The 15504-nt window shown below is 64.3% G+C and carries 15 protein-coding genes and 1 pseudogene; 5 read left to right on the top strand and 11 right to left on the bottom strand.

Going from position 1 to position 15504, the window contains the following annotated elements:
* Positions 1–19: 19 nt before the first annotated feature.
* Positions 20–754: a methanethiol S-methyltransferase gene (mddA, locus tag NKI61_RS29945; protein ID WP_023834474.1), complete on the bottom strand. Its 735-nt coding sequence runs from the start codon at positions 752–754 to the stop codon at positions 20–22.
* 188 nt (positions 755–942) lie between these two features.
* On the opposite strand from mddA, the gene NKI61_RS29940 reads away from it, so the two are divergent.
* On the top strand, positions 943–1578 hold the full coding sequence (locus tag NKI61_RS29940; RefSeq protein ID WP_352842026.1) for a TetR/AcrR family transcriptional regulator: 636 nt from the start codon (positions 943–945) through the stop codon (positions 1576–1578).
* 19 nt (positions 1579–1597) lie between these two features.
* Here the strand turns inward: NKI61_RS29940 and NKI61_RS29935 are convergent, their stop codons facing one another.
* Positions 1598–2527, bottom strand: coding sequence for a DnaJ C-terminal domain-containing protein (locus tag NKI61_RS29935; RefSeq protein WP_023692090.1), 930 nt, complete (start codon positions 2525–2527; stop codon positions 1598–1600).
* A 124-nt stretch (positions 2528–2651) separates the two neighbouring features.
* Positions 2652–3113 carry an RT0821/Lpp0805 family surface protein gene (locus tag NKI61_RS29930; protein WP_023687129.1) on the bottom strand — a complete coding sequence of 154 codons (462 nt, stop codon included), beginning with the start codon at positions 3111–3113 and terminating at the stop codon, positions 2652–2654.
* A gap of 28 nt (positions 3114–3141) precedes the next feature.
* Here NKI61_RS29930 and pdxH point away from each other — a divergent pair, with 28 nt between their 5' ends.
* Positions 3142–3771, top strand: coding sequence for a pyridoxamine 5'-phosphate oxidase (gene pdxH, locus NKI61_RS29925; RefSeq protein WP_081725434.1), 630 nt, complete (start codon positions 3142–3144; stop codon positions 3769–3771).
* 22 nt (positions 3772–3793) lie between these two features.
* Here pdxH and NKI61_RS29920 read toward each other — a convergent pair whose 3' ends face one another.
* The 6 genes from NKI61_RS29920 to NKI61_RS29895 all read right to left on the bottom strand — a co-directional run bounded on the left by NKI61_RS29920 (position 3794) and on the right by NKI61_RS29895 (position 9614).
* The gene (locus NKI61_RS29920; RefSeq protein ID WP_023702033.1) at positions 3794–4357 is read right to left on the bottom strand and encodes a hypothetical protein; all 564 of its coding nucleotides are present in this window, start codon (positions 4355–4357) and stop codon (positions 3794–3796) included.
* Entirely contained in the window at positions 4354–4950 is a 597-nt protein-coding gene (locus NKI61_RS29915; protein WP_023685398.1) for a hypothetical protein, read from the bottom strand. Before NKI61_RS29915 ends, NKI61_RS29920 begins: the two co-directional genes overlap by 4 nt.
* On the bottom strand, positions 4947–5531 hold the full coding sequence (locus tag NKI61_RS29910) for a hypothetical protein (protein ID WP_023702034.1): 585 nt from the start codon (positions 5529–5531) through the stop codon (positions 4947–4949). The genes NKI61_RS29915 and NKI61_RS29910 overlap by 4 nt, the downstream gene beginning before the upstream one ends.
* Positions 5524–6861, bottom strand: a complete 1338-nt coding sequence (locus NKI61_RS29905) for a hypothetical protein (protein ID WP_352842025.1) — start codon at positions 6859–6861, stop codon at positions 5524–5526. Before NKI61_RS29905 ends, NKI61_RS29910 begins: the two co-directional genes overlap by 8 nt.
* Before the next feature lie 199 nt (positions 6862–7060).
* Positions 7061–7813: a crotonase/enoyl-CoA hydratase family protein gene (locus tag NKI61_RS29900; protein ID WP_352626066.1), complete on the bottom strand. Its 753-nt coding sequence runs from the start codon at positions 7811–7813 to the stop codon at positions 7061–7063.
* 31 nt (positions 7814–7844) lie between these two features.
* On the bottom strand, positions 7845–9614 hold the full coding sequence (locus NKI61_RS29895; RefSeq protein ID WP_352626065.1) for an acyl-CoA dehydrogenase family protein: 1770 nt from the start codon (positions 9612–9614) through the stop codon (positions 7845–7847).
* Between the two features lie 448 nt (positions 9615–10062).
* Between NKI61_RS29895 and NKI61_RS29890 the strand changes: the two genes are divergently transcribed.
* Positions 10063–11175, top strand: coding sequence for a glycoside hydrolase family 25 protein (locus NKI61_RS29890; protein ID WP_023723281.1), 1113 nt, complete (start codon positions 10063–10065; stop codon positions 11173–11175).
* Between the two features lie 3 nt (positions 11176–11178).
* Here the strand turns inward: NKI61_RS29890 and purD are convergent, their stop codons facing one another.
* Positions 11179–12465: a phosphoribosylamine--glycine ligase gene (gene purD / locus NKI61_RS29885; protein ID WP_352842024.1), complete on the bottom strand. Its 1287-nt coding sequence runs from the start codon at positions 12463–12465 to the stop codon at positions 11179–11181.
* Between the two features lie 133 nt (positions 12466–12598).
* A complete protein-coding gene (locus NKI61_RS29880; protein ID WP_023752609.1) occupies positions 12599–13393 on the bottom strand; it encodes a phytanoyl-CoA dioxygenase family protein in 795 nt (264 codons plus the stop codon).
* A 91-nt stretch (positions 13394–13484) separates the two neighbouring features.
* On the opposite strand from NKI61_RS29880, the pseudogene NKI61_RS29875 reads away from it, so the two are divergent.
* Together NKI61_RS29875 and ubiA are read left to right on the top strand one after the other, a co-directional pair.
* A pseudogene (locus tag NKI61_RS29875) lies at positions 13485–14395 on the top strand (LysR family transcriptional regulator).
* Between the two features lie 51 nt (positions 14396–14446).
* Positions 14447–15430: a 4-hydroxybenzoate octaprenyltransferase gene (gene ubiA / locus NKI61_RS29870; RefSeq protein WP_023816800.1), complete on the top strand. Its 984-nt coding sequence runs from the start codon at positions 14447–14449 to the stop codon at positions 15428–15430.
* Positions 15431–15504 lie beyond the last annotated feature (74 nt).

Raw genomic sequence — 15504 nt, 5'->3', positions numbered from 1 at the left:
GGTCGGCAACGCATCGGCCCTATCCAGCCATTTTGCGCCAGGGAATGAGCATTCCTACCTGCTTGCGGTAGAGGCGGTACTGATCGCCAAACATCGCGACGAGATCGCGTTCCTCGAGGAAGATGCCGAGCAGGATGTAGCCGGTGCTGCCCGCCGCGAACAGAAGATGGCCCCATGTCATCGACGGCGTCGCCCAGAAGGCCAGGAGAAAGCCGACATAGAGCGGGTGCCGGACCCATTTGTAGAACAGCGGCGTCCTGAACACGGGCGGCGCCGGTTCGCTCTTGCGCAAAGCGGCGAGAACCTGGCGCAAGCCGAACAGTTCGAAATGGTTGATCAGAAAGGTGCTGGTCAACAATACCGCCCAGCCGAGCCAGAACACGCCATGGATGACGGCGACCCAGACCGGGTTCTCGACCGTCCAGACGAGACCGGGAATCGGCCGCCATTGCCAGTAGAGCAGCAGCAGGATGAGGCTGGCCAAAAGCACATAGGTGCTGCGTTCGGCCGCGTGCGGGACAATCCGTGTCCACCAGCGCTTGAAAACCGGCCGCGCCATGATGCTGTGCTGGGCGGCGAAAAGGCCGAGCAGCAGTGCATTGACGATGACGGCTTCGACCGGACTTCCAGCGACTCCGGAATCGATCGATTTCGGCACGACCATGTTGCCGACGAAACCGACCGCATAGAGAAACGAACCGAGAAAAATCAGGTATGCGGCAACGCCGTAGATAAGGGTGATTACGCCCGCCATGACTGCCCCTCCATGCAAGCATCAGGATTCGGTCGGTCGACCGAATTCAGCGTCAAAAAACCATAAATTTTCTGACGAGTCAACTTGATCGGTCGCTCGACCGAGATAGAGTGGAGGGACGTCCAGCCCCGGACAGGAGAAGCTATGATCCGCCCAGATTGCACCGCTAACAGCGGCAGCCACGCCGCATGACGGACGCTGCCGAATCCGTTACCCCGCCGCAGAACAAGCAAAAGCGCGACACGCGCGCCGAACTGATTTCGGCCGCCGAGTTATGCCTCCATCGAGGCGGCTACGCCGATCTGTCGACGCGCCGCGTTGCCGAGATCGCCGGCGTTCCGCTCAGCCAGATCCATTACCATTTCGGCTCCAAGGAACGGCTGTTCCTGGCCCTGCTCGACCATCTGAACGAGGGCCTGCTGAAACGCCAGGCGGAGACTTTTGCGGCACCGATGCCGCTGTGGCAGCGCTGGGAACGCGCTTGCGATTTCCTCGACGATGATCTGGCGTCCGGCTATGTCCGGATCCTGCACGAGATGATCGCGGCAAGCCTGTCGAGCCCCGAAATCGCCAAGGCGGTGCGCCGCGACCTGCGCGGCTGGTTCGAACTGCTGGACGGACTGGCGCAAGAGGCGGAGCGGCGGTTCGGCGGCCTCGGGCCATTCTCCGCCGCCGAAGTGACCAGCCTGGTCAGCGCCGCCTTCCTCGGCAGCGAGACGATGATCCTGCTGGAGATCGAGAGCCCGCATGTCCCGGTACGGCAGGCGCTGCGCCGCTTCGGCGAAACCATCCGGCGGATGGAGGAAGTGGCGCCCGGCAGTTAGCCAGCGAAGTCGAGCCGCGTCAGCCTTTGCGGCTGCGCATCAGCGCTTCGAGTTCGCTGTCGCCGCCTTCCGGCAGCATGATGCGGACATGGGCGTAGAGATCGCCATGGCCGCCGGCCTTTTCCGGCAAGCCCCTGCCCTTCAGGCGCAGCACCTTATCGGAACTCGACCAGGCCGGAATGTTGACCGCCAGCCTGCCGGTCGGCGTGTCGACCGGCACCTTGGCGCCCAGCACCGCGTCGGCCAACGCTACCTCCAGATCGGCATGCAAGTCACGGCCCTCGATGCGGTAGCGCGGGTGCCTGCGGATACGGATCTTGACCAGCGCATCGCCCGGCTGTCCCGGCCCCTGCTCGCCCTGGCCCTTCAGCCGGATGGTCTGGCCATCCTCGACATAGACCGGCAGCTTGACCGCGATCTTGCGGCCGTCGGGGAACATCGCCGTCACCTTTTCGGCGGTCGCTATCTCCTCGATGGTGACGTCGAGCGTGACGTTCAGATCGGCGGCGGTCGCCTGCTGGCGGCGGTCGCCTGTTCCGGCGCCGCGCGCGCCGGAAAAGGCGTCGCCGAAGATCTGGCTGAAAATGTCGCTGTTGCCGTCGAACGGATCGCCGCCCGGACGCCCCGATCGGAATTCGAAGCGCGAGCCGCCGGCGCCCTGCTGGCGGCGGAAGCCACCGAACGGATCGCCGCCGCCGGCTGCGCCCTCGAAGCCCTGGAATTTCGGCTTGCCGTCGGCGTCGATCTCGCCGCGGTCGAAGGCCGCACGGTTCTTCTCGTCGCCGACGACCTCATAGGCCTGATTGGCGGCGGCAAAACGGTCCTTGGCCTTGGGATCATTCGGATTCTGGTCCGGATGATACTTCTTGGCGAGCTTGCGGTAAGCCGATTTTATGTCCTTGGCCGATGCGTTCTTGGCAACGCCCAGCACCTCATAGGGGTCGCGCATGCGTCCTGCCCTGGAAAATGAGTTAAATCCACGTTGGCCCTTATATGCGCTCCCATAGGAAGAAATTCCAGTGGCGCGCAGGCTTATCGAGGGTTGAAATTGCGATGCCCGCAAACCTCGAAAATCAGAGCGGTTTGAAGTCCTGCATGTGCCAGCCGCCGGCCGCGGCGATGCACAATTGCCCCTTGAACAAAGCGACGCCGTCGAAGCTTTCGCGCGAGGCGGTAAAGCTGCGGCAGGCCTGGCCGTTGTCCTGCACTTCGGCGAGTTCGGTGATGGAGCCCCGCGAGCCGGTGTCGGCATTCGCCCACGGCACGGCCTGGCCGCGAAGCTCCTCGATGTCGGCCGAAGACACCGCATTGCCGATCGTGGTCTGGTCGGAAGCGCTGTCGGCGTCCGTCGATGTCACCCTGGCCGGCGCGCTTGAGGTGACGATGGAACGATCGACCTCGGCCTTTTCCAGGCTGAAGCCGCCGGCGCCGCAGGCGGCAAGCGGCAGTGCGATAATCACGATCACGGCTTTCGAACTGGCCGAAGCGATAACGCTCCATTGCCCGCTGTCAAAAGCTTGCGCGATACGCGACAATCGGCAACCTCCTGAAGCTCGAGACAATTTGAGAAAAACTATGAGTGACACTGAGTTAACAAGTAGTGACTTTACCGAAGCCGCCGAGCCGTTCCGGCTCTTTGCTGAGTGGCTGGAGGACGCCAAGAAAAGCGAAATCAACGACGCCAACGGCGTAGCACTTGCAACCGTCGATGCCGACGGCATGCCGGATGTGCGGATGGTGCTGCTCAAGGGTTTCGATGAAAGCGGCTTTGTCTTCTACACGAATTTCGAGAGCGCCAAGGGCCGCGAGATTCTTGGCAGCATGAAGGCGGCGATGTGCTTCCACTGGAAATCGCTGCGCCGCCAGGTGCGCATACGCGGTCCGGTGGAGATCGTCAGCGACGCTGAAGCCGACGCCTATTACGCGACGCGGCCGCGCGGCAGCCGGATCGGCGCATGGGCTTCGAAACAGTCGCGGCCGCTGGAAAGCCGCTTTGCCCTGGAGAAGGCGGTGGCCGAATACACGGCGCGCTACCCTATCGGCGAAATCCCGCGGCCCAAGCACTGGTCGGGCTTCCGCATCGTGCCGCAGGCGATCGAGTTCTGGCACGACCGGCCATTCCGGCTGCACGATCGGCTGGTCTTTTCGCGCAACGCCGAAGGCGGCTGGGACAAGACACGGCTTTATCCCTGAGGATCGCCGGGGCCGCCGGAGATCAGTCCTTCTCCATCTGGAACAGCAGGAAATGCGGCCGTTCGCTGGCAACGCCGACCGCTGGTCGTATAGTCCTGGTGACGTCCTTCGGCACCAGGAATGTCTCGCGCAGCTTGATCGTGTCCCCGGCCTTGGCGCCCGAAAACATCGCGGAAATGCAGGTCTGAACATTGTCCGGCGCGTTCAGCCTTACCGCCGATGTCGGCGACCAGCGCCTTCCCTCGGCATCGATCAGCATCACCTTGCAGCCAAGCCAGAGGTTCTGCAGGTCGGGATCGTCGATGGTCACCGCGAAATCCGCGAGCACCGGTACGGAATCGGGCGGCAGGTTCTTCATTCCGAAGGCGCCGCGCAGATCGGTCAGCTTCCACTCGCTGCCGCCGAAATGCGCGCTCTGGCCCCAGGCCACGCGGCGCTCGAACAGATCGTTGTCGCCGAGCAGCGCCTTGACGCTGTCATAGGCCTGCACCGCCAGGGTCAGGGGAACGAGCACAAGCAGCGCCCAAAGGCTGCGGCGGCGCCATTTTTTCTCCGTCAGCCCTCTATCCTCAATCAGCGCCGTCATTTCGGTTGCCCATCGATCGGCTGCGCCAGATCGAGCGTGCCGACGGTGCCGGCAGGCAGGCCGTCGGAACCGGCTGCGACCGGTCCGATCGAAATCTCGGCCTGCGAATCGAGCGCCGCCATCAGCTTGCTTGAAATCAGCACCGTCGCGTTGCCGGCCTCCTCTGGCCTCACCTCGAAGACCAGCCTCGCCTTCCGCGGCAGGCCGGGGTCGACAGCTACCGGGAGAATGCCTTTGTTGATGAACGACAGCCGCTCGGTGTGGTCGTAGGTCAAGCCCGTTGGTCCGCGCCATGAGGCGACCGCGACGATCGTGGACGCAGCCTTGGCCGCGAACTCGACGGTCACCACCGCCCACACGCCGCCAGTGGTCAGCACCTTGGTCTCGCCGAACCGGTCGGCCTTGAGCTTGCGCGCAAACTCCAGCTTTTCCGCGCGCACCTCGAAGCTGCGGCCGACGATTGTCTCTCCAACATTGCCCCGTACCGGGATCGGGCCAATCAGGTCGGCATAGTGCGGCTTCGAAACCTGCAAGCCGTAGCAGAGCGCTACGGCGGCGAGCAGCAGGACGAGATTGGCCAGTCTGCGCATCATGGCTGGCCTCCAGCATCGGGCGCGACAGGAATGGTCAGCGTGCCGACCGGGCTCGGATTGAACCAGCCGGGCAGGCCGTAGAGGTTGTCGCGCTGTTTGTAGATTTTGCGGATGACTGTCAGGTCGAGGCTGGCTGGAGCGGCAGCACCTTCCGGCAGCTCCCAGATATAGGCCATGCGCTCCGGCATATCCGGGTGCAGTTCCGGCGACAGCGTCTCGTCGCGCGTCAGCACGATGTACGGTTTTGTCGCCGGGTCGACAGCCGGCTGGCTTGCCTGGAAGAGTTCGAAATAATCCTTCGTCGACTGGGCCGTGCGGTTGGTCATGTCGACCTCGAAGACCAGCGCTTTGGTCCCGGGCTTGCGCAACGTGCCATAGACATATTTCTGGGCGCTGACATAGGCCTTCGCCGGCCGCAGCAGCCATTGCCCGGTTTCGATCGGGCCGGCTGGAGCCAGAACCGGCACCTGCGCATGCCTTTCCCCGAAGGCGCCCAGCACGCCGGCAACGGCAATCGCCGCCGCCGTGCCGATGCCGGCGGCAATCCACGCTTTCAGCCGCGATCGGGCGGTTTCAAGCATTCTGCGCCTCGCCTTCCGGACCGGCCGGACCAGCCGGCTGCGCAGCCTCGCTGGCCCGGCGCTTGGGCAGCGCAAATGCCGTTTCGAGGATCGCCGCAAGGAAGCAGATGCGCAACGGCTCGACCAGAATACCGGTCGATGAGTCCTGGAAGGCACTGCCGAACAGCAGCGACACGCCCTCGGACAGCACCTGCCAGATGTCGAGATCGTGCGGGCCGGCGATGCGCGTCGCGCCGAGCCACGCCCAGGCGGCCAGCCAGTCGATGAGACGATAGCCGACGATCAGCGTGAGCATGAGCACGACACCCGAGCTCAGCGTGATGCGCACGCCATTGGCGATCGGCAGATAGCGCGAGCGATAGCCGGAGATGAAGTGTTCGACGAACTCGCGCATGAATTTCGGGATGCTTCGATAGCGGGCGCCGAGGCGCTCGACCCGGTCGTGCACGCGCAGCAGTTCCTTGTCGTCGCGTACATCATAGCCGTAGATCAACGCCGTCATGACCAGCCAGATCACCGGCAGCAGCATGTAGAAGAACAGCGCGATGAGTTTTGTTGTCGTATCGATCGAGGTGACTTCCACCGGAACCATCGGCTCGGCAAAGGCGGTGGAAACAGGATTGGCCACGCCGTCGGCTGCAGCTTGCAGGACGGAAAAAATGTTGCGGCTCATGATCCAGCCGACGATGTCGTCCTTCCAGCGCGAGATGACGTACAGACCGACGAAGATCCAGTTGGTCTCGCAGATCACGACCACGATTTGCCAGAAGGACTTTGCGCCGCCGCGCTTCTGCATCGCCTGGGCAAAACGCCTGACCAGCCAGGAGATGACGACGGAAAATATGAGCCAGCGCGAATCCAGCACATCGAGCACATTACCCGAGCCTTCGCCGAACGGCGCCATGTCGAGGGTGACGCGCGAATATTGCCGCACCGTGTCGCCGAGAAAACCCCAGGCGGCGTAGTAGGCGAAGAAGGGCAGGAGCGCGACAGTGACCATGTGCGTCAGCCTTGCGGCGCTGCTGCTCGGTTCTTCGCCAGATGTTTTCTCGGAGGCTTTGTCCCGCGCGCCCTGTTGCGCCGCGCGGATGGCCGGCAGGCCGGGAAGCAGGGTCTGGAACATGGCGACGGTGACGATGAGCTGCGTCAAGGCGACGAGCGTCAGCAGCGCCAAGCCCGCCATATGGTTGAGGAAGGCGGCGCGCGCGGCGATCTGCATGAACAGGTCGCCGCCCAAAATGCCCAACAGCACCATGGCGATCAGCTGCGGCCAGAAGCGCCACCAGAGCCTGAACGTCAGGCCGAGCGGCCTTGCAAAATCGGCAAGCATGTCCCGGCGTTCAACCCGTCAACGGGCGCCGGCTTCGATGCTGTGCGCATCGATGACAAATTCTCGGGTCATGTCCTCTCCACCTGGCCGCCAGGATCGAGCGAGAAATAGTGCAGGCCGAAGCGCTTTGACAACCCTTGAGCGGTTTTCCCCTGACGCCTACCGCCACCGGCAAGATCGGATACAGCTTGGCGTGAGCCTATGCCTTCTTACGCGTCATGAAGGCGGTCAACGCGGCGCGCGCTTCGTCGGACTTCAGCCGGTCGGAGAAATGCTCGCTCTCCACCTTGATGCGGGCGACAAGCTCGTCGCGCGGGGCGCGCATCAGGTCACGCGCAATCTTCAGCGCCTGCGGCGGCTTGGCGGCGATCGCGCCGGCCGCGGCGAGTACCGCGGCTTCTAGCCCGCCCTCCTCGACCACCTCATAGATCAGGCCGGCGGCCTTGGCGCGTTCGGCGGACAAACCTTCGCCGAGCCCAAGCAGCGCAAAGGCGCCCTGCCTGCCGAGGATGAGCGGGGCCAGCAGGCTGGAGCCCGCCTCCGGCACCAGGCCGAGGTCGACGAAGGGCGTGCGGAACACCGTGCGCGGCGTGGCGAAAGTCAGGTCGCAATGCAAATTGAGCGTGGTGCCGATGCCGACCGCAATGCCGTCGACGCCGGAGACCATCGGCTTCTCCGTTTTGGCCAGCGCCATCAGGAAGTCCCAGACCTCGTTGCCGCCCTCACCGCCGGTGGCGATGACCAGGAAATCGGCGAGATCGTTGCCGGAAGAGAAGGCGCCAGGCACACCGAGGAAGACATGGACGCGAACCGCCGGGTCGGCATCGCCATCGGCTAGCGCCTTGGACATTGTCGCGTACATGGCGCGCGTCAGTGCGTTCTTCTTGTCGGGACGGTTCATGCGGATGATCTGGATGGCGCCCTGGCGCTCGACGAGAATATGGTCTGTCACGGTCATTCTTCCCTGGTGAGCGCTCTGGTATTCAGGCCGTTATCAGCGCCTTGCCGGCGGTAGCGAGGCTCTCGGCGCCATCGATGACGCGTTCCTTCAAGGCGCTGACTTCGCCGAGCAGGTTTTCGGCGAAAAAGCGGCAAAGGGCGATGCGGCTCTGCTGGGCAAGTCCGCCACGCGCCAGATAAGCGCCGCCGGCAGCAAGCGAGATCAGCCTGAGATAGGGGGTCGCACCGGCTTGCGCTTCGTCCAGACGGCCGTCGGCCAGCAGCTTCTGCAGGAAGCGCGTCGCCTCGGTGAGATCGTCGAACGCCTGGTCAAGCGCTTCGGCGGTGCGGCCGAAGCCCCGCAGGTTCGAGGTCCGCACCTCGTCGGCGATGGCCTTCAGTTCGGCGATATAGCCGTGCACATGCTCGCCGCCGCCGAGCGGCAATTTGCGGGCTACAAGGTCGATCGCCTGGATGCCGTTGGTGCCTTCATAGATCGGCGCAATGCGGGCGTCGCGATAGAGCGCGGCCGCGCCCGTTTCCTCGATGAAGCCCATGCCGCCGTGGACCTGGACACCCAGCGACGCAACGTCGACGCCGATATCGGTGGAAAAGGCCTTGGCCAGCGGCGTCAGCAGATTGGCGCGATCGCGCCAATGCGCGGCCTCCTCGCCTGTCGACACACGCGCGAAGTCGATGGCATAGGCGCAGGAATACGAGATGGCGCGGGCGATCTGGGTCAAAGCCTTCATGGTCAAGAGATTGCGCTGCACGTCGGGGTGATGGACGATCGGCGCCATCCCGGCGCCTGAAAAGTCCGATGCCTTGCCCTGGCGGCGCTCATTGGCATAGGCGATCGCCTTCTGCGTCGCGGCTTCGGCCACTGCCACGCCCTGCATGCCGACGCAAAGCCTCGCGTTGTTCATCATGGTGAACATGCAGGCGAGCCCCTTGTTCTCCTCGCCGATCAGCCAACCGATGGCGCCGGGCGCAGCACCCTGGAAGCCGTCGCCATAGATCATCGTGCAGGTCGGCGAGGCATGGATGCCGAGCTTGTGCTCGAGGCCGGAACAGAAGACGTCGTTGCGGGCGCCGAGTGAGCCGTCATCATTGACCAGGAATTTCGGCACCAAAAACAGCGAGATGCCGCGCGTGCCGGCCGGTGCGTCGGGCAGCCGCGCCAACACCAGATGGATGATGTTGTCGGTGAAATCATGCTCGCCATAGGTGATGAAGATTTTCTGGCCGAAGATGCGGTAGGTGCCGTCGCCGGCAGGCTCGGCGCGGCTGCGCAAGGCGGCGAGATCGGAACCGGCCTGCGACTCGGTCAGGTTCATCGTCCCCATCCACTCGCCGGAGACGAGCTTCGCCAGATACTTTGCCTTCAGCGCTTCGGAAGCATGCTTGTCGAGCGCCTCGACCGCGCCCATGGTCAGCGTCGGGCCGATGCCGAAGGCCATGGCGGCGGAGTTCCACATTTCGAGCGCGGCAACGCCGAGCATGGTCGGCAGGCCCTGGCCACCGAATTCTTCCGGTCCCGACAGCGCGTTCCAGCCGCCGTCGATCCAGCTGCGGTAAAGCGCCTTCCAGCCGGGCGGCGTGGTCACGGTCGCATCCTTCAGCACCGCGCCATGCTCGTCGCCGATCTTGTAGAGCGGCGCCACTTCCTCGCTGGCGAAGCGGCCGGCCTCGGACAGGATGGCGTCGACAAGGTCTTCGCCGAGGTCCCCGAACGCGCCGCGGTCGAGCGCCGGCTTGAGCCCGGCGACATGCTTGAGCGTGAACGAAATGTCGTCGACCGGGGCCTTGTACATGCCGCTTTCTCCTCCGCTGCTCCGACCGCTCGATCCTAGGACCCGGGCCGATGCAAAACCATCCGCCTCTGGGCGGCCTCCGACCTTCTTTTTACGTAAACGTCAAACTTTGTCACGCGGATTTTCATCGAACTTCGTCGTCCACAGGTGGAGCGGGAGCGTAGCGGACGCCGAGTACCATGTCGCGACCTCGCGCTAGGGGCGCAACGGTGCAGAATTCCGCGCCGTGGCAACGCTTCGAAGTCGCGGAATGCATACTATGGTCCGCGCCGCGTCGCTTCGCTCCTTGCTTCGCCATAGAATGACGAAATCGCGAGAGCGACAGGACTCCTGCCCGAAAGCACTTCCTTAACCATACCGGTCCACCATCGGTGTTTGGTCAGCGGGGATCCCCTGTTTGAAAACGCCGGCGCATCTTCTTCGCCGCTCAGCGATCGCTCTCGCGGCGATGATGGCGCTGACGTCAGCGGCTACAGCCTCGGACTTTTCCGAGCCTTGGCGGGATGGCGACCGCGCGCTGGTGGTCGACGCCTATGAATACAATTCCATCGACTGGGCGCAGCTTGCCACCGACAAGCGCATTGTCGGCTTCATCAACAAGGCCTCCGACGGGCTGCCGCCGCCCTATTTCTGCTACGGCGACGAGCCTACGGTCAAACTCTGCAAGACATTGTGGAAACGCTTTGCGGTGACGCGCGAGCTGTTTCAGACGCGCAAGGTGGTGGCCAAGGCGCTCGGCCTGAAATGGGGCGCGTATCATCTTGCCCGCCCCGGCAATCCGCTCGAGCAGGCCAACAGTTTCATCGATTTCGCCGAGCCAGCCCCTGACGATCTGCTCGCCCTCGATCTCGAAGGCAACGACCCCTCGCAATGGATGTCGCTCGAGGATGCCGAGGAATTCGTGCGCCAGGTGCACCGGCGGCTCGGCCGTTTCCCGATCCTCTACACCAACGGCAAGACCGCCCAGTACATCGCCGACAACCGCTACCAATACCGTCTGCTGTCGCGGCTGCCGCTCTGGTATGCGCGCTACAAGCCCGACATCGACGTGCATTTTCCGATGGGCAACTGGCAGGGCTATGCGCTGTGGCAGTTCTCGGCGCAGGCCAATTGCGGGCGCCTGCGCTGCCCCTACCGCGTCGCCGGCACGCCCAACGACATCGACGTCAACGTCGCGCCGATGGACGCGGCGGCACTGCGCCAGCAATGGCCCTTCGGCGGCCTGATCGACGTGCCGCCCGACTACCTCGCCTCGATACCGGTGCCGGTGTCGCGCGCGGCCGGGCTCGCCGGCAAAGTCACCATCACATACGCCGATGTGGCGACGCCACCGACGGTCGAGGAAATGGTGGCGGTGCTCGGCGCGCGCTGGCAGACATTCCGCGCCGCCTTCCGCATGCCGGTGGTCAAGACGGTGCCGCGCCGCGCGCGCTTCGGCATTGCCGAGTATGTCGCCTGGAAGCGGACCACGTATCGTTCGGAGGCTCTGCTCGAGGCCGCCTTCTCGCAGGCCGCCGACCCGGTCAGCACCGCTTCGACGGAACTGGTTCGCGAGCGCTGAGGCTTATGTGGCGGCGCTGGCCTTTTCCCGCGCCACCGCCTGCCAGCCTATGTCGCGGCGGAAGAAGCCTTGCGGCCAGTCGATACGGTCGAGCGCGGCGTAAGCGCGGCTTTGCGCTTCGCCCACCGTCTTGCCTGATGCCGTTACGTTGAGCACGCGGCCGCCATTGGCGACCAGCGCGCCGCCATTGATGGCAGTGCCGGCATGGAAAATCTCAACGCCTTCGCCAGCGGCTTCGTCGAGACCCCGAATGACCGAGCCTTTTTCCGGCGTCCCGGGATAGCCCTGTGCCGCCATCACCACGGTCAGCGCGGCATCGTCGCGCCAGCGGATCGAACTGTGCGCCAACTGGCCGTCGACGGCGGCGTTGAGCAGCACCAGCAGATCGTCCTTCAGCCGCATCATCAGCACCTGACACTCGGGATCGCCGAAGCGGGTATTGTATTCGATCAGCTTCGGCCCCTTGTCGGTGATCATCAGCCCGGCAAACAGAATACCGGCGAACGGCGCGCCAAGCTCGGCCATGCCGCGCATGGTCGGCTCGACGATCTCGCGCATGGTGCGCTCGACAATTTCGGGGCTCATAACCGGCGCCGGCGAATAGGCGCCCATGCCGCCGGTGTTGGGGCCGGTATCGCCATCGCCGACGCGCTTGTGGTCCTGCGCGGTGCCAAAGGGAAGTGCGGTCGTGCCGTCGCACAGGCAGAAGAAACTCGCCTCCTCGCCGGTCATGAATTCCTCGACCACGACCTCAGCGCCGGCGTCACCGAATGCGCCGTCGAAACAAGCATCGAGGGCGGCGCGCGCCTCGTCCAGCGTCATGGCGATGGTGACGCCCTTGCCGGCAGCGAGCCCATCGGCCTTGATGACGATCGGCGCTCCCATCTTTTCGACGTAGGCCTTTGCCGCGGTCAGATCGGTGAAGCGGCCATAGGCAGCGGTCGGGATATCGTATTTGGCGCAGAGGTCCTTGGTAAAACCTTTCGAGCCTTCGAGCCTTGCGGCGCGCTTCGACGGTCCGAAGACGCGGATGCCTTCGCCGCGCAGGTCATCGGCAATGCCGGCGACCAGCGGGCCTTCCGGCCCGACGACGACGAGGTCGATCGCGTTGTCCTTGCAGAAGCTGGCAACAGCGGCATGGTCGGCGATGTCGAGCTTGACCAGTTCGGCCTCGTGGGCGATGCCCGGATTGCCGGGCGCGGCATAGAGCCTGGTCAAAAGCGGCGAGGCCGCGATCTTCCAGGCCAGGGCATGTTCGCGGCCGCCGGAGCCGATCAACAAAACGCGCATGCCGATGTCCCTTGTCATTTCACGACAGGGACTGCGCTATTGCCCCGGGCGGCGCGGGTCAAGAGTTTTACCTTGCGCCATACCGGTTGCGCACGGGAACGTCGCGCCGAGAGCACGGCGTCCCCGGCCGGTATCAGCTCTGGAAGACGACCGGGAACCAGTCCTCGCGCAGTTTCTGGCCGGGCTTCATGTCATGGCCGGGATAGGGCGGCGAGGTACGGCCGGGGCGCTCGACATAGCGCGCATCGTCGCCGACCCAGCGCAGCGACAGCGCCCGGCGACGCGCCGCGGTCGGATTGCCGCGCGCACCATGCGCGGTGCGGAAGTCGAACAGGATGGCGTCGCCCGGCTCCATCTCCCATTCGAGCACCTTCAGCGACGGGTCCTTGTCTGGATCCGGCACGGGCAGATAATCGCCCTCGCCGGCATAGAAATTGCTGTCATCGAGCCAGCGCACCGGCAGGATCATCTTGTCCCATTTGTGCGAGCCGGCGATCAGCCGCAGCGTCGCTTCCTTGACCGGATCGATCGGAATCCAGAAGCTGACGGTCTGGGTGCCATCGACGAAGTAATACGGGATGTCCTGGTGCCAAGGCGTCGGCTTTTGCGTGCCCGGTTCCTTGACCAGCACATGGTCGTGGAAGAACTGGGCGCTGCGCGACTGCATCGCCGCTGCCGCGAGTTCCGCGGCCGGGGAATTGCGCACCACGTCGACGAATTCGGGAATGCGCTCCCAATTGCAGTAATCGTCGAAGAAGCTGCCCTTGCCGTTGGCGATGTCCGACGCCGTGGCGCTGCGGTTTTGCATGTTGCGCTCGATGCCGGCGCCGATGGTGCCGACCCAGTCCTTGAAAGCGCCGCGTATGCAGACCGCGCCGTCGCGCTGGTAGTCGGCAATCGCTGCGGCATCGATATGTCTGGCGGCCATCTCATGTCTTCCCTGTTTCGATGACCGACTATCGCAGCCGCCGCACATCGCGTAAAATAATAACTTCTCATCTCCCTTATAGTTTTAGACTATGAATCTGACCCTCACCCAGCTGCGTTACCTCGTCGCCGTCGCACGGCATGGCAGCGTCACCGCGGCCGCGCGGATGCTGAACGTCTCGCAGCCCTCGATCTCGGTGGCGATCGACAATGTCGAAGCGACGCTCGGCCAGAAACTGTTCGTGCGCCAGCGCGGCAGCGGCATCGCGCTGACCTCGTTCGGCCGCAGCGCGGTGGCGAAGGCAAAGCAGGTGCTGGCCGAAGCGGACGAACTGGTTGGCTCGGGACGCGCGACGCCGATGTCGGGGGCGAACTTGTGCTCGGCTGTTTCGAGGATCTGGCGCCTTATTTCGCGCCGGCGCTGATCCGCGCTTTTTCGCAACGCTGCCCGGCGGTCACCGTGGTGGTCCGCGACGAGACCTTCGAGACGCTGGGCCGGCGGCTCGGCGATGCGGCGATCGATCTCGGCCTGACCTACGATCTCGGCCTGCCCTCGCACTTCGCCCGCATCCTGCTGCATGAGCTGCGGCCACACGCGCTTCTGCCGCAAGGCCACGCGCTGGCCAGCCAGGCCAGCGTCAGCCTGGCGGAGCTGGCGACCCATCCCTTGATCACCACCGACCAGCCGCATAGCTGGCAGCATATGCTGGACCTGTTCCTCAGCCGCGGCCTGTCGCCGGTCTCGCAATCGACGGCGAGTTCGTTCGAACTGCAGCGCAGCATGGTCGCCAACGGCTTCGGCGTCGCGGTGAGCTACACCAGGCCTTATGGCGACAGGAGTTATGACGGGCTGCCGCTGGTCTGCAAGCCGCTGTCCGATCCGCTGCCGATGCAGCGCATCATCCTCACCCATGACACAAGGCAAAGGCTGTCGAAGGCGGCGCTGGCCTTCACGGAGGTGGCGAAGGAATGGTTTGCCAGCCACGATATTTTCACCGCCTGAGCGACAATGCGGCCGCTTGACGGGGCACGCCGCTGCTGCCACTCCAGCACGATGGAAACCATCCAGTCGAAAGCCGCACAGGGCCGCGTCGCCGACGCGCCGAGCGGCCATTGGGTCTACAAGATATTGCCGCGCTGGCTGTGGCCTTACGCGCAGCTTGCGCGCTGGGACCGGCCGATCGGCTGGCAATTGCTGCTGTGGCCCTGCTGGTGGTCGGCAGCGCTTGCGGCCAGCGCCTATCCGCGCGCAAGCGACCCGTTGCTCACATTGCTGCCGTCGCCGTGGTTCCTGTTCCTGTTCTTTGTCGGCGCCGTCGCCATGCGTGGCGCCGGCTGCACCTATAACGACATTGTCGACCAGGACATCGACAACAAGGTCGAGCGCACGCGCTCGCGGCCATTGCCGGCCGGCAAGGTGACGCGCCGCCAAGCCTGGGCGTTCCTGGTCATCCAGGCCTTGCTGGGCCTCGTCGTGCTGCTGCAGTTCAACGACTTCGCCATTCCGCTCGGCATCGTCTCGCTGGTCATCGTTGCCGTCTATCCCTTCATGAAGCGCTTCACCAACTGGCCGCAATTGGTGCTCGGGCTCGCCTTCTCCTGGGGTGCACTGATGGGCTGGGCGGTCGAGTTCGGCGATCTCGATGGCCCGGCCATCATGCTCTATATCGGCTCGATCCTGTGGGTGATCGGCTACGACACCATCTATGCACATCAGGACAAGGAAGACGACGCAATCGTCGGCGTGCGCTCGACGGCGCGGCTGTTCGGCGACAACACCAAGACCTGGCTGGTCGGGCTTTATGGCGGCACGCTGGTCTGCTTCGCCATCGCCTTCGCCTCGGCGCAGGTGCCGGTGGTGGCGCTGGCCGGGCTGATCGCCGCCGGCGCCCATATGGCGCGGCAGATAGCGGTTCTGGATATCGACGATCCCGATCAATGCCTGCGGCTGTTCAAATCCAACAACCAGGTCGGCTGGTTGATCTTCATCGGCCTGATCGGCGGTGCGCTGTGGGTGGCGCTAAAGCCGCTGGTTTAATTGTCCAGCCGATAGATGGGTAACACTTTGAACCGGATACATAGGTGACACTTCTCTCCCCCTATGCGTCCGCC

The organism is Mesorhizobium sp. M0514 (genome assembly GCF_040321145.1).
In the GTDB taxonomy this organism is placed as follows: domain Bacteria; phylum Pseudomonadota; class Alphaproteobacteria; order Rhizobiales; family Rhizobiaceae; genus Mesorhizobium.
This window is presented reverse-complemented; position numbering and strand designations above follow the sequence as displayed.